Raw genomic sequence first — 13,220 nt, forward strand, 5'->3', positions numbered from 1 at the left:
AAGCAAATGAAGCATAGATTCTTAAAGATAGGTATCATCGTATTGCTGGGCTTACTGCTTGCATCGATACTTTTTGTAGCTAGTGTCGGTTGGGGACTTTGGGGACCCCTCCCATCAAAAAACGATTTGTCCGATTTCCAATACCAGCGGGCTTCGGAGGTGTATACCGCCGACAGTGTGCTTATCGGTAAATTTTACCTCTACGATCGACAGCCTATCGTCTTTGAAGACATTCCCGAACACGTGCTCGATGCCTTGGTGGCCATAGAGGACGAAAGGTTTTACGAACATTCGGGCATCGATTACCGAAGCCTAGGCCGTGTTGCATTAAAGACCATTTTGATGCAAGACCAATCCGCGGGCGGGGGCAGTACCCTGACGCAGCAATTGGCCAAAAACCTATACCCCAGAAGAGACCGAAAAAAAACGAATATCGTCGTCGACAAGATCAAGGAAATGTTCATTGCCCGACGGATGGAGGATATCTTTACGAAAGACGAGATCCTTACCCACTATCTGAATACGGTTTCCTTTGGAGACAATACCTTCGGAATCGAGAGTGCCGCCCTCAAATTCTTCAACAAGCGTACCAAAGACCTTTTGCTGGAGGAAGCCGCTACCTTGGTCGGAATGCTCAAGGCAACCTACAGCTACAACCCCAGGATCTTTCCCGAAAGGAGCCTCGAAAGGAGGAACCTGGTCTTGGCCGCCATGGCAAAAAACAAGATGCTGCCCGAAACCGAAAAGGACAGCCTGATCGCCCTGCCCATAACCCTAAACTATCGCGAATACGACAATAACGATGGGCTGGCCCCCTATTTTAGGGAAGAGGTGCGAAAAAAGATGTTGAAATGGGCCGAGGAGCAAGGCGAAACCGGTAAGGAATACAACATTTATACCTCCGGACTAAAAATCTACACCACCTTGGATTACAATATGCAGTATTGGGCCGAAGAGGCCATGCGCGAGCATATGAAAACCCTTCAAGGACGGTTTGAAAAGAGTTATGGAAAAAACGCTCCCTGGCTGACCGATCAAAAACTGATCACCAAACAGATCAGACAATCAAGGATTTACAAAAAACTGAAGGCATCGGGACTTGGCGAAAAACAGATCATGGATTCGCTCAAGCGCAAAAAGAAGATGGTCCTCGTCGATTGGGACGGAGAGAAAACGGTCCGGGCAAGCTCGATAGATAGCCTAAAGCACTATATGAAATTTCTCAATACAGGCTCATTGGCCTTGGACCCCAAGACCGGGGCGGTAAAAACCTGGATCGGCGGTATTGATTTTGAACATTTCAAATTCGACCATGTCGCCCAAAGCAAAAGACAGGTGGGATCGACGTTCAAACCCTTGGTCTATACGGCGGCCTTGGAAGTAGGCATCGAACCCTGTACCTATTTTTCGGCGGAAGAAGTGGAATACGAAAACCTAAAAGGATGGTCGCCCGGAAATTCGGGCAAGAAAGATGAGGCCTATCTCAATTATTCAATGGAAGAGGCCCTCAGCAATTCGGTCAATACCGTGGCGGTAAAGGTTATGGAAAAAACAGGCATCGACAACGTCATCGCCATGGCCAAGAACATGGGCATATTTACCGAATTGCCCAAGCAACCCTCATTGGCCTTGGGTACCGGGGAAATCTACCTGAACGAACTGGCGGGTGCCTATGCCAGCTATATGAACGAGGGAAGGGCCGTACTGCCTTACCTCATCAACGCCATTGCCGATAAAAACGACTCCCTACTCGTAAAATTCGAACCCAAAAGGGCTACGCAACCGGCCTTTTCGGAGCAAACCCGGCAAATCATGGTCGAGATGATGAAATCGACCGTAAACAGCGGTACGGCCTCTCGCTTGCGAAGTACCTATAAACTGAACAACGACATAGCCGGAAAGACGGGGACCACCCAAAACAACAAAGACGCCTGGTTTGTTGCCCTTACCCCGAAACTGGTACACGTAACCTGGGTCGGACTCGACAACCACGAAATAGGTTTCAAAAGCACGAGCTTGGGTCAAGGGGCGAGTGCCGCCCTTCCCATTTTTGCGAAATTCATGCAAAAAATGAACAAGCACGCTTCGTACAACCCCATCACCAGGGCCCAATTTTCAAAACCCGATCCGGTAGTCCTACAGATGTTGGACTGTGAGCCCGTAAAACGCGATGGTTTTCTCAAACGCCTTTTCAAGAACCCGAACAAAAAGCGAAAGAAAAAATTCAGGGGCGGTTATTAGGCGAAGAAATAGGCCGGACACCGCTCAATTGTTATTTTTGCATCCGAAATCAAACCTTTAGCTTCTTGAAATACAAAATACTCTGTTCCGACTTGGACGGAACCCTTCTTTCCACGAAAAGCGATGTATCGGATTTCACTATATCGGAAATCCAACGAATCAAAGACAGGCTCCGCATTATACTGGTCTCGGCCAGAATGCCCCGCGCCATGACCTATCTGCAGCGCCATTTGGGCATAGAAGACCAACCCATGGTCTGTTACAACGGTGCCCTCGTACTCAATGGCGGACAACAGGTCTCATCAACGGAAATCCCCATGGCCCTCCTATCCAAGATTTCCGACCTGGCATCGCGGCATTTTATAAAGCTGGGACTATACCACCACAACGAATGGTACGTAGAAGAAAATACCGAACGCGTGCGCAAAGAGATCAGGTATACCCAGACCACTCCCCTGTTCAGGCCCACCTCCGAAAGCTTGGCCGATTGGGAAAAGCGGGGGATTGGCCCCCATAAAATTATGCTGATGGGCACTAAAAGTACCGCCGATGCCATTTTCCCCGTCCTTACCGAGAAATGGGGAACGGAACTGAACCTCTATCGGTCGAACGACACCTTGATCGAGATCGCGCCAAAAACGGTTTCAAAACTGACCGCGATACAATTGTTGCTCCAAGAGGGGGAGACAATGGCCGATGTCATCTCATTTGGCGACAATTACAACGATATGGAAATGTTGCGGCATTCAGGCCTAGGCGTGGCCGTAGGCAATGCCCGCGACGAGGTAAAGGCCATTGCGGACCATGTTACCCTGCCCAACACCGAGGACGGGGTGGCCAGCTTTATCAAACAGCATCTGGTATTTTAAGTATATTTGGCAAAAGCGACCCTATCAAATGACAGAACCCTTAATTACAGACGATACCGTAGTATTTGGTTTGCTCACCTTATGCCTTGGCTTTATCTTCTACACCTCGTCGATCAGTACGGGGTTTTGGAAGAAGTTCTACTCCGTGGTTCCCGCGGTACTCATGGCCTACCTTTTACCTGCCATTTTAGCGAGTACGGGCCTTGTTTCCGATTCCACCTCGAACCTGTACTTTATGGCGAGCAGGTACCTCTTGCCTGCCGCACTGGTGTTGATGACCTTGAGTATAGACCTCAAGGCCATATCAAACTTGGGGTCGAAGGCTTTGATCATGTTCTTAACGGGTAGCGCCGGCATAGTTATAGGAGGCCCCATAGCCATCTTGATCGTTTCCATTTTCTCCCCGGAAACAGTGGGCGGCAACGATTTTGATGCCATTTGGCGAGGCTTGTCGACCATAGCGGGCAGTTGGATCGGTGGCGGTGCCAATCAAGCGGCCATGCTCGAGATATTTCAATACAATCCAGAAAAATACGGCGGTATGGTACTTGTCGATATTGTCGTCGCCAATGTATGGATGGCCGTTATATTACTGGGTGTCGGCAAGACCAAACAGATAGACAATTGGCTCAAGGCCGATACCAGTGCCATTGAATCACTTAAGGTAAAGGTGACCGCTTTTTCCGAAAAAATTACCCGGGTTCCTACCTTGAAAGATTATATGATGATGCTTTTCTTCGCCTTTACCGCTACAGGAATAGCCCATTTTTTCGGTAACCACATCAGTTCTTTCCTTACTTCGACCTATGAAAGCGTCAGTGACAAAAAAAGCTTTCTGTCGTTTTTGGGTTCCGGTTTCTTTTGGATGGTAGTCATTGCAACGACTGTGGGCATCGGTCTATCGTTTACCAAGGCAAAAAATTACGAAGGTGCCGGTGCCAGCAAAATTGGAGGGATGTTCATCTACATTCTTGTTGCCACTATAGGCATGAAGATGGATTTGGGGAAAGTACTCGAAAACCCGGGATTGATAGCCATCGGATTTATATGGATAAGTATTCATGCAGGTTTGCTGGTTTTGGTGGCCAAACTGATCAAGGCCCCCTACTTCTTTTTGGCGGTAGGCAGCCAGGCCAACGTGGGCGGGGCCGCCTCGGCACCCGTGGTCGCTGCGGAGTTCCACCCTTCGCTGACTTCGGTAGGGGTATTGCTTTCGGTGTTCGGCTATGTGGTCGGTACCGGAGGTGCCCTGCTTTGCGCCTACCTGATGGAAATCGCCTCAAAAGTGTAAGCATACCCCCGAAGGCTTGAACCAAATCAATTTTTTTATTGATATTTGCCCGACCAAATTAAAGACATGAAAAATCTATTTTTCCTAAGCACCATTTGTTTTTTGGTTCTTTCCTGCGGAGAAAGCACTACTTCGAATACCATGCAGGTTACCGGAACCGTCAAGGGACTGAAAAAGGGCACGCTTTATTTGCAGCATGTACCCGATTCCGTGTTGACCACCGTCGATTCCTTACAGGTAGATGGTGATGGCTCCTTCAATTTCAAAACCGAATTGGAGAGTCCTGAAATCTTCTACCTCTACCTCAAGAAAAAGGACGCCAACGACATCAACGACCGGATAACCTTTTTTGCCGAGCCGGGCACGATAACGATCAATACCACTTGGAACGCCTTTGACAAAAACCCAAAAATCGAAGGCTCCGAAACGCAAAAGAAACTGGAGGAATACCAAAAGACCATGTCGCGTTTCAACATGAAGAACCTCGAGATCCTTCAAATGGTGACCCAAGCAGGCGCCAATTTGGATTCGGTACAACTCGATTCGCTTCAGGCCCTGAGCGACAAGAACCTCAAGCGAAGCTATGCCTACGCGCTAAACTATGCGCTCAACAATAAAAACTCCTACATCGCCCCTTACATCGCCTTGAACGACGTAGCCGATGCGAACGTCATCTATCTCGATTCGGTTTACAAGGCCTTGTCGCCGGAGATAGCGGCATCGAAATACGGGCGACTTTTAAAAAAGCACTTGGAAAAGGTCAAGAAATAAAAAAATCCCGTCGCCATGACGGGATTTTTTTTATTGCCTAGGGTATCCATTAACCCAGTTTGTTCACTTTTTCGGCCAATTCGACGGCCTTTTTCTCCAGTTCGGCACGTACCTTTCTTAGGTGCGCCTTTCTATTTTCAACCTTTCGGTCGTTCACTTTTTCGATTAGGTCATCAAAGGTTTCGATGGCCTCATCAATAATTTTGCCGCCCTCTTTGGAGTCTTGATCGTTATTTGCCCCATCGACGATATAAACCGCTTCGATGATATCGCCCAGCACATTATTGATATCCTTTTTCAATTCTCTTACACTTGCCATAATACATTTATTTTTGGCAAAAATAGCCCTTTTTATCTCAACTTGATTATAATTTGTAAATCGCACTAAATGCTGACTTCCAACAGCCGGGCCCCATCGGTAGATATCTTTACCGCCTCCGTCGATGCCGCGAGCAAGGTTGTCTGTCCCTTTTCGATTTCGACCGATCCGAATTCGTTCGCAATGGTAGCCGCACCACCTACGCACATATAAATGGTAAACGAGTCCCTGTCCCCCAGGTCTTGTTCGAGGTCTTTCGACAAGTCCAAATAGTTGGTGGTAAAATAGGGGCAATCCACCATCGGGTTCACCGCATCCTTTTGGTTGCCGTACGCGACCTTAAAGTCGTCCTTCTTGGTGTAGTCGATGGCATCCAACGCCAAGTCGGTATGCAGTTCGCGAAGGTTGCCGTTCTTGTCCCTCCTGTTAAAGTCGAAGACCCTGTAGGTGATGTCGGAAGTCTGCTGGATCTCGGCCAGCAAAACCCCAGCCCCAATGGCATGTATCTTTCCCGTATTGATAAAAAAGGTGTCGCCTTCGGCCACCTTTTCGTAATTGAGCAGGTCTAGCAGGCTATCGTCTTCCAGGCTTTTGGCGTATTCCTCCTTGGTAACATCCTTGTTAAAGCCTACGATGAGCCGGGCATCCTGGTCGGCATCCATAACGTACCACATCTCTGTCTTGCCGAAGGAATTGTGCCGTTTTTTGGCCAGTTCGTCGTTCGGGTGCAATTGGATCGACAGGTCTTGCTTGGCATCGATAAACTTGATAAGGATGGGAAAATCCGTTCCAAAGCGTTCATAGACCGATTTCCCCAGCAATTGCCCAGGTGCCTGATCGATCAGTTGCTGTAAGGATCTTCCGGCAAGCGCCCCATTTTCGACAATGGAAACGTCGCCCTTTACCGCCGAAAGCTCCCAACTTTCGCCGGTAATATCGCTTTCAATGGGTTTGCCCAATACATCCCTAAGTTTGGTCCCGCCCCATAGGCGTTCTTTTAGTATGGGCTGAAATTTCAATGGATAAAAGTTCATAATCGATTATAATTTGATGGATTTCAAGGCCTTTAAGGCCTCTTGAATATGTCGTGAAGCCCCCATGCTGTTAAAGACCATGGCTACTTTTCCTTTCCGGTCGACCACATAGGTCTCCCTGCCCGGCAATATTAACAAATGCTTTTCTACCTTAAAGGCCTTTCTTACCTTTTTATCGGTATCGGCCAGCAACGTAAAGGGCAGCCTATGTTTTTCAGCAAAGTTCCTATGCTTTTCCGAAGAATCGGAGCTGATCCCGATTACTTCCGCACCCAGCTCTTGAAACTGTTCATAACCATCCCTAAAGCCACAGGCCTCCTTTGTACAGCCCGGGGTGTCGTCTTTCGGATAAAAATAGATCACCATTGGTTTTTTCCCCTTTAGATCGGCACTCGAAAAGACCTTGCCATATTGGTCTGGCAGGGTAAAATCAGGAATTTCGTCACCTACTTTCAAGCCCATGGCTAACCGGAAAAAGTTACAAAATTACGGGGGGTTTCGAACAGGGTTACCTCAAGTTCGTTGTCATCGTGAATATGGGGGCGAAGCTTGTTCCATATAACCACCGCTATGTTTTCGGCCGTGGGGTTAAGCGCCTTGAACTCGGGTACCTCGAGATTGAGGTTCTTATGGTCGAGCGCATCCTCGACCTTGTCGGCAATCAATTCCTTTAAAACCTTCATATCCATTACAAACCCTGTCTTCGGATCGATTTCACCGGTAACGCTCACAATCAACTCGTAGTTGTGCCCGTGATAATTGGGATTGTTGCACTTGCCAAAAACAGCTTGGTTTTTTTCATCGTCCCATTCCGGACAATACAATCGATGGGCCGCGTTAAAATGTGCCTTTCTGCTGACTTTAACCTTCATGGCTCTAGGGTTTTTGGGAGATATGGCTATAGAATTTTTCAAAAATGATCTTGAACCACTCGGTATACCTATCGGGGTTCCGTTCGATATCCGACCTTACCGCTTCGGGCTTCATCCATTTCCAATCGGCCACCTCATTTGGGTTGATCTGTGGCTCTCCGTCATACCTGCCCATCATTACGTGATCCAACTCATGTTCGGTAAGTCCGTTGTCGAAGGGAGCCTTGTATATAAACGAAAACAACTCCTTGAGTTCGGTTACAAAGCCCATCTCTTCCTGAAGCCTCCGTTTGCCCGCTTCAATATTGCTTTCGCCCACGCGTTGGTGGCTGCAGCAGGTGTTCGTCCACAATAGTGGGGAGTGGTATTTGTGTGCTGCCCTTTGCTGTAACATGGTCTCGCCCCTATCGTTCATCACAAAAACGGAAAATGCCCGATGGAGCACCGCCTTCTCGTGCGCCTCCATCTTGGGCATGGTGCCTATGGGGTTATTGTCCGGGTCTACTAATATTACCTCTTCTTCTTTCAATAGCACTATTTTAGTCGGTAGGGATTATGGCCCCCAAACGGGTTCAACTACAAAAATAGTATCTTTCGGCCAGTATCGTGCCAAGAGCCTCCTAAATTATAGTTAGCACATTCCCAAAAGACTGACCGAGAAATTGAAAGCGCCCCTGCACCTGTTTGCGGTGGGACAATGAAAAAATATCAGTCCATATAGCTATAACCCGAAAGTGTCTTGTTGCCCGCCATTATCCACATCGGCCATCTTAAATGGGTACTAGGCCGAACCAGCGGCCGTGGTAGACCAGGTCGGGACATCACGATACCCCATTTTTATCAAAAGGGGCCCCATGTAGTATATCGCCCGAGCAGGTTTTTTAAGGAAGGAGGGAGTGGCATTACCCCTATCACCGATGGTATTATTGGCCTCTTTACCTGTAGGGAAGCCGGGCAAATTTCGGGTTGGGGACATGGACCCGAATTCAGGCACTTCGACCTCGAGATCGGGTCAAAAGAAACGCGGGGATTTCAAGTTGCCCTTGGTACTGATAAAGTCGTAGCGCAGGATGGCCTCAAACGAACCGGAATTGTATATGGCCTCACCCAGTTCGGTAACTTCTCGATCATAGGCAAGGCCGATCAAGAACTTTTCCGAAATATTGAAACCGACCATTCCGCTGAATGCGGCATCCCAACGATAGGCCGCTCCCAAGATGAACTTTTCGCTGAACATAAAGTTGGCCGAAACGTCTACCTGTAAAGGTGCCCCGGTAACCAGTTTGGTCAAGAGGGCCGGCTTGAATTTTGTGTTGTCGTTCAGGTCCCAGACATATCCGGTGATCAAATAGAAATTCATTTGTTCCTTGGCCGTAGATAGGCTAGTTTCATCAAAATGTCGGGTCTCCAGGATCCGGGGTACCGATAGGCCGGCATAGAACCGCTCGTTGTGGTAATAGACCCCGGCACCGATATTGGGCGAAAATTTGTTTTCGATATCGTTCTGAAGGCTGGCGTCGGTGGTATACTGGTTGAGTTCGGAAAAACGCACGTCCAATAAATGGGCACTCGCCTTAAGTCCAAAACTCAGCCTCCCCTCGGTCGAAGTATATACGGTATACGAAAAATCGACATCGAAATAAGTTTCCGAGGTCGGTCCGATCTGGTCGTTTACAATGGAAAGGCCGAGTCCTACCCCCCTATACCCTATGGGCGAGTGCAAATTGAAGGTCTGGGTGGTAGGTGCCCCATCGAGTCCCACCCATTGCGAGCGGTACAGGAGGGCCGTACTGATATGGCCCCGTGAACCGGCATAGGCCGGGTTGACAGTCACCGTATTATACATGTACTGTGTGTATTGGGAATCTTGTTGAGCCATACCTTTCGGGAGTGCAGCCATAAACAACAGGGCGAATAGTACACCGATTTTATAAGCTATTGTGCTTTGATATGGAATCATAGTAATTGCTATCTATTAATATATATGTACCCTGAAAGGGTTTGCTGTTCCCCGGTGGCATCTTTGTAATCCAAAATATAGAAGTAGGTACCTACCGGTAGTTTTCTATCGGCGTCGACGGTCACCCTACCTTGGGAAGTACCGTCAAAAACATTGCCTTCGGTATTATAGGCCCTTGTTTGGTATACCAGAACGCCCCATCGGTTATAGATCCGTATCGAATTATCGGGATAATTTTCGAGGCCCGTAATGGTCAGCACATCGTGCGCACCATCGTTATTTGGGGTAACCACGTTAAAGACCTCTATAGGTTCTTCCTCTTCATTGGGCTCCAGATATTCAGGTATGCCATCGCCATCGGTATCGTCATTTGCATAATTGCCATCGACATTTACATCTTCATTCTTACTTTCTATACCGTCGTCGTCGTCGTCGGTATCGCGGTAATTCGATTCCCCATCTCCATCTGTGTTCGGCAAGTCGTTGTAAGGATCGTCTATCTCGTCGTTAACGTCCCTATCAATGGCCGTTTCCCCTTCATAGCCGTCGTCAAGGCCATCGCGATCCTTATCGGAACCGATAAGGGTAACTTCAGGAATTCCATCTTGATCATGGTCATGTCCTTCTATGCTATCGGGAATGTTGTCGTTATCGCTGTCTTCGTCAACATAGTCGGGCAAACCATCCCCATCGGTATCCTCGGGAACAATACCCAACATTCCGTTGTTTTCATAGGCATCGTCTACACCGTTGCCATTTGCGTCCAATCCGCTTGGAGGAGTATAGTCGATGGTCGACTGTGCCTCGACGTTGTCGGGTATGCCATCATTGTCACTATCGATATCGAGATAATCGGGGATACCGTCGCCATCGGTATCGGTCGCATTGGTCGACGGATCATTGTCGGCATCCAGATTCAGGTCTTCAAAACTGTCAAGAATCCCATCGTTATCGGTATCGAGGTCTATGGCGTCGCTAACGATAACGGTCACCGTGGCCGTATCGCAGTTCCCTACCGTATCACAAAGGGTGTAGGTAAAGGCGTCCGTACCGTCAAAATTTTCGTTGGGTGTATAGGTAAGCGTATCGTCGGACGGATCGTTTGGCGTACCCCTATCATCAAGGGTAATGGTTCCGTTGGATGGATCGGTCGTTGTCAAACTGCCCGAGGACGGAATATCATTGTCGTTATCAAGTATATTTAAGAGGACGGGAGTGTCCTCGGCGGTGGCAAAAGAGTCGTCCATGGTATCGAGGATCGGCAGTACGTCTACCGTGACGGTGGCCGTACTACAATCGCCAAAAACATTGCAAAGCGAATAGTTAAATGAATCTTGACCATTAAAATCCGGATCGGGAACATAGGTTACGATATCGTCGGTGGGGTCGTTGGGAGTTCCACTGTCATCTACATTTACCGTACCGTTTGCCGGATTGGTCGTCGAGAGCATACCTTCACTGGGAAGTTCGCTATCGTTGGCAAAAATGTCGACAATTACCGAATCGTCTTCATCGACGGAGACCACATCGTCGACCAGTACCGCCGACTCATCGATACATACGACGGTAAAACTAGGTAGGTTCTTGGCATTACCGGCCTTATGGATCGTGGCCATGTAGCGTTCCACATTTTGGGTGGCTATAACCGTGGGCGCACTTTGATCGCCAGGTAATGGCGGACTCCAACTGACAGTGGCCCCTGGCGAAAGGTGATCGGTATTATCACTAATATCAAGGGTAACCTCGTTGTAGGGCGAATTGCAATTGGTTACGATAAAATAACTGGTTGCGTTCTTGCCACATAAGGTACCGTCATAGACCGCAAAGTAAACCCCTTGGTCGGTGACTTCCAAAAACGGATCGGTACTCAGCACCGTACCCGTATCTTGCGCCTCGTACCAACGAAAATTGGTCCGGGTCTCCTCTGCCGTATCGGCCGGGGCCCTCAATAGGTACTGGGCGTTGGATACCGCAAATCCCAATAGGGTAAATACTATACTGACAACAAGCTTCTTATATGTAGGTCTTACCTTCAAATCGACGGTCTATCATTTAAATTATTTGACTACAAAAACCACGTTTATCAAGGAATTATAGCTTGTTGGCTGGGCAATGACATCGTAGGTCATGACTCCAAATTCATCGACGGAAACATTGGCAAAAACAGCCGTATCGTAATAGGTGACATAGTAGTACAATTCGTTGTTCGCATAGGTTGGAATAGCCGCAGGTGCCGAAGTACTGGCCACCATGGGCGACCCGAACTGGGCGATATATTGATCGTATAAGTTTATTGTCCTGCCCGTACCATTGGTAGAGGCATCTACCTCAATGGAAGGTGGATAGAAAACCTTTGAAGCCTTTAAGGAGTTAACTTCAACAAGGTCTCCATCGGCCTCGACCCCGACCAGGGAGGTGGCATTACCGGTTATGGCGTTGGAGCCATAGTCGGAAAAACGCACCGTACCGCCTTCAACATCCAATTTTGCATCCGGGGAGCTTGTTCCTATACCTACTTCATCAGCCGAGGCATCGGTAAATAGCAAATGGGTATCCGCATCGCCTTCTACCCTAAAATCATAATTATCGCCCGCTTCATTAATCGTCACCCTATTGTCTACCCTAAAATAGGAGTTGGTAAGTATCCCATTGGTGAACCCGCTATTATGGTTAATACGCAACCAAGTACCGGAGTCCCTTAAGACCTCCTTACCGTTCATATATAAATAATCATTAAGTTCGATATTTCCTTCTACGTCCAAAGCCCTACCACTTGTTATCGAGCTGGTACCTATACCAACATTACCTTCGGTAAAAATATTATCGGTTATGGCGTCAGGAGCGGATGTTCCGCCCACTTCGTACCAATCATGGTCGGATAACGTTGATAGATCGACCGAGTTCCCTTCGGAAATTGCCAATGAGCTACCCGTTAAGGTCAAGGTCTGGTCATCCCTAAAATCGGTAAGATCGACCGTTGTATCCGGACCCGTACCATTGGCCAAGGTGATGATGTTTCCCGACAGGCTTATCTGTTGGTTATCGGTGTTCGCCAAACTCGATAGGTCTACCGTTTCAGAACTACCGTCTTCTATTCCAATGGTCAATGTGGTTCCTGACAAACTTGAACCTTGTATACTTTGATTGTCGGCCAAAGGAAGTAAACTCACCGTTTGGGAACTACCGTTTTCTATACCCACGGTTAAAGTAGTACCCGAAAAGGTCAAATTTTCAATATTTTGATTGTCGGTACCCGGATTGTCCAAATGTGATAAATCGACCGTTTGGGCATTGCCGTTTTCAATACCGACAGTGAGTATGTTCGAACTTGTATTGATAGCAAGACCTTCAATATTCTGATTATCGGTATTGTCCAAATAAGGACTTAAATCGACTTGATTGCCAGGAGTGGCAGGGTTGGTCAAGGTCAGGATATTGCTTGCCAGGTTCAAATCGGTAAGTTCGTTGGTCGCACTATTATCGTTGTTGGCCGGAAAATTCACCTCTAGATCATAGTCACCATCGCTCTCGCTCAAGGTCACCGAGCCATCCGCAGAAGTCAAGGTTTGTATCTCGTTGTTCGGGTCCGCGTCCGCATCGTCCAAGGAAGGTACGTCAACGGTCAGGTTGGGGTACGTCCCGCCTACAGAGACATTTCCGCTACCGCCGTCCGTGATGGTCACGACCTGGTCCGGTGCCGCGTTCACCACTTCAAAGTTTTGCCCGCTCTGGTTTACCGTTATACCGGTTCCCGCTGAAACCGTTTGGTTCTCGTTGTTCGGGTCCGCATCCGCATCCTCGATATTGATCGTCGTCGATCCGCCACGCTCCAAGGCGATGTCAACCGTTTCGTTGGCCGTGGC

The 13,220-nt window shown here is 48.2% G+C and carries 11 protein-coding genes and 1 pseudogene; 4 read left to right on the forward strand and 8 right to left on the reverse strand.

The genetic code is table 11. The features are described from left to right. Window positions 1-6: 6 nt before the first annotated feature. The 4 genes from BUB37_RS18320 to BUB37_RS18335 all read left to right on the forward strand — a co-directional run bounded on the left by BUB37_RS18320 (window position 7) and on the right by BUB37_RS18335 (window position 5,172). A complete protein-coding gene (locus tag BUB37_RS18320; RefSeq protein ID WP_170863190.1) occupies window positions 7-2,241 on the forward strand; it encodes a penicillin-binding protein 1A in 2,235 nt (744 codons plus the stop codon). 65 nt (window positions 2,242-2,306) lie between these two features. Further along, the gene (locus BUB37_RS18325) at window positions 2,307-3,110 is read left to right on the forward strand and encodes a Cof-type HAD-IIB family hydrolase (RefSeq protein ID WP_072995281.1); all 804 of its coding nucleotides are present in this window, start codon (window positions 2,307-2,309) and stop codon (window positions 3,108-3,110) included. A gap of 28 nt (window positions 3,111-3,138) precedes the next feature. Next, complete coding sequence (locus BUB37_RS18330; RefSeq protein ID WP_072995282.1) at window positions 3,139-4,401, forward strand: DUF819 family protein; 1,263 nt, start codon at window positions 3,139-3,141, stop codon at window positions 4,399-4,401. A gap of 66 nt (window positions 4,402-4,467) precedes the next feature. Beyond that, on the forward strand, window positions 4,468-5,172 hold the full coding sequence (locus tag BUB37_RS18335) for a DUF4369 domain-containing protein (protein WP_072995299.1): 705 nt from the start codon (window positions 4,468-4,470) through the stop codon (window positions 5,170-5,172). Window positions 5,173-5,221: 49 nt separating this feature from the next. Here BUB37_RS18335 and BUB37_RS18340 read toward each other — a convergent pair whose 3' ends face one another. The 8 genes and pseudogenes from BUB37_RS18340 to BUB37_RS21705 form a co-directional block, all read right to left on the reverse strand. Continuing rightward, entirely contained in the window at window positions 5,222-5,491 is a 270-nt protein-coding gene (locus tag BUB37_RS18340; protein WP_072995283.1) for a hypothetical protein, read from the reverse strand. A gap of 65 nt (window positions 5,492-5,556) precedes the next feature. Next, window positions 5,557-6,525: a type I phosphomannose isomerase catalytic subunit gene (locus tag BUB37_RS18345; RefSeq protein WP_072995284.1), complete on the reverse strand. Its 969-nt coding sequence runs from the start codon at window positions 6,523-6,525 to the stop codon at window positions 5,557-5,559. A 6-nt stretch (window positions 6,526-6,531) separates the two neighbouring features. Then, complete coding sequence (locus BUB37_RS18350) at window positions 6,532-6,987, reverse strand: peroxiredoxin (RefSeq protein WP_072995285.1); 456 nt, start codon at window positions 6,985-6,987, stop codon at window positions 6,532-6,534. A gap of 2 nt (window positions 6,988-6,989) precedes the next feature. Continuing rightward, the gene (locus tag BUB37_RS18355; protein WP_072995286.1) at window positions 6,990-7,397 is read right to left on the reverse strand and encodes a 6-pyruvoyl trahydropterin synthase family protein; all 408 of its coding nucleotides are present in this window, start codon (window positions 7,395-7,397) and stop codon (window positions 6,990-6,992) included. A gap of 4 nt (window positions 7,398-7,401) precedes the next feature. Continuing rightward, window positions 7,402-7,926, reverse strand: a complete 525-nt coding sequence (gene idi / locus BUB37_RS18360; protein ID WP_072995287.1) for an isopentenyl-diphosphate Delta-isomerase — start codon at window positions 7,924-7,926, stop codon at window positions 7,402-7,404. Window positions 7,927-8,409: 483 nt separating this feature from the next. Beyond that, the gene (locus BUB37_RS18365) at window positions 8,410-9,336 is read right to left on the reverse strand and encodes a PorP/SprF family type IX secretion system membrane protein (protein ID WP_450088425.1); all 927 of its coding nucleotides are present in this window, start codon (window positions 9,334-9,336) and stop codon (window positions 8,410-8,412) included. A 29-nt stretch (window positions 9,337-9,365) separates the two neighbouring features. Next, entirely contained in the window at window positions 9,366-11,393 is a 2,028-nt protein-coding gene (locus BUB37_RS18370) for a T9SS type B sorting domain-containing protein (RefSeq protein WP_072995289.1), read from the reverse strand. A 21-nt stretch (window positions 11,394-11,414) separates the two neighbouring features. Then, window positions 11,415-13,220 (reverse strand): annotated as a pseudogene (locus BUB37_RS21705) (hypothetical protein); the annotation flags it as partial.

The sequence above is a fragment of the Pseudozobellia thermophila genome (assembly GCF_900141855.1).
GTDB classification, from domain to species: Bacteria; Bacteroidota; Bacteroidia; order Flavobacteriales; family Flavobacteriaceae; genus Pseudozobellia; species Pseudozobellia thermophila.

Excerpts from the sequence above, each read along its gene's own strand:
- BUB37_RS18320 (WP_170863190.1), top strand. The coding sequence starts at position 7 with ATGAAGCATAGATTCTTAAAGATAGGTATCATCGTATTGCTGGGCTTA.
- BUB37_RS18330 (WP_072995282.1), top strand. The coding sequence starts at position 3,139 with ATGACAGAACCCTTAATTACAGACGATACCGTAGTATTTGGTTTGCTC.
- BUB37_RS18335 (WP_072995299.1), top strand. The coding sequence starts at position 4,468 with ATGAAAAATCTATTTTTCCTAAGCACCATTTGTTTTTTGGTTCTTTCC.
- BUB37_RS18340 (WP_072995283.1), bottom strand. The coding sequence starts at position 5,491 with ATGGCAAGTGTAAGAGAATTGAAAAAGGATATCAATAATGTGCTGGGC.
- BUB37_RS18345 (WP_072995284.1), bottom strand. The coding sequence starts at position 6,525 with ATGAACTTTTATCCATTGAAATTTCAGCCCATACTAAAAGAACGCCTA.
- BUB37_RS18350 (WP_072995285.1), bottom strand. The coding sequence starts at position 6,987 with ATGGGCTTGAAAGTAGGTGACGAAATTCCTGATTTTACCCTGCCAGAC.
- BUB37_RS18355 (WP_072995286.1), bottom strand. The coding sequence starts at position 7,397 with ATGAAGGTTAAAGTCAGCAGAAAGGCACATTTTAACGCGGCCCATCGA.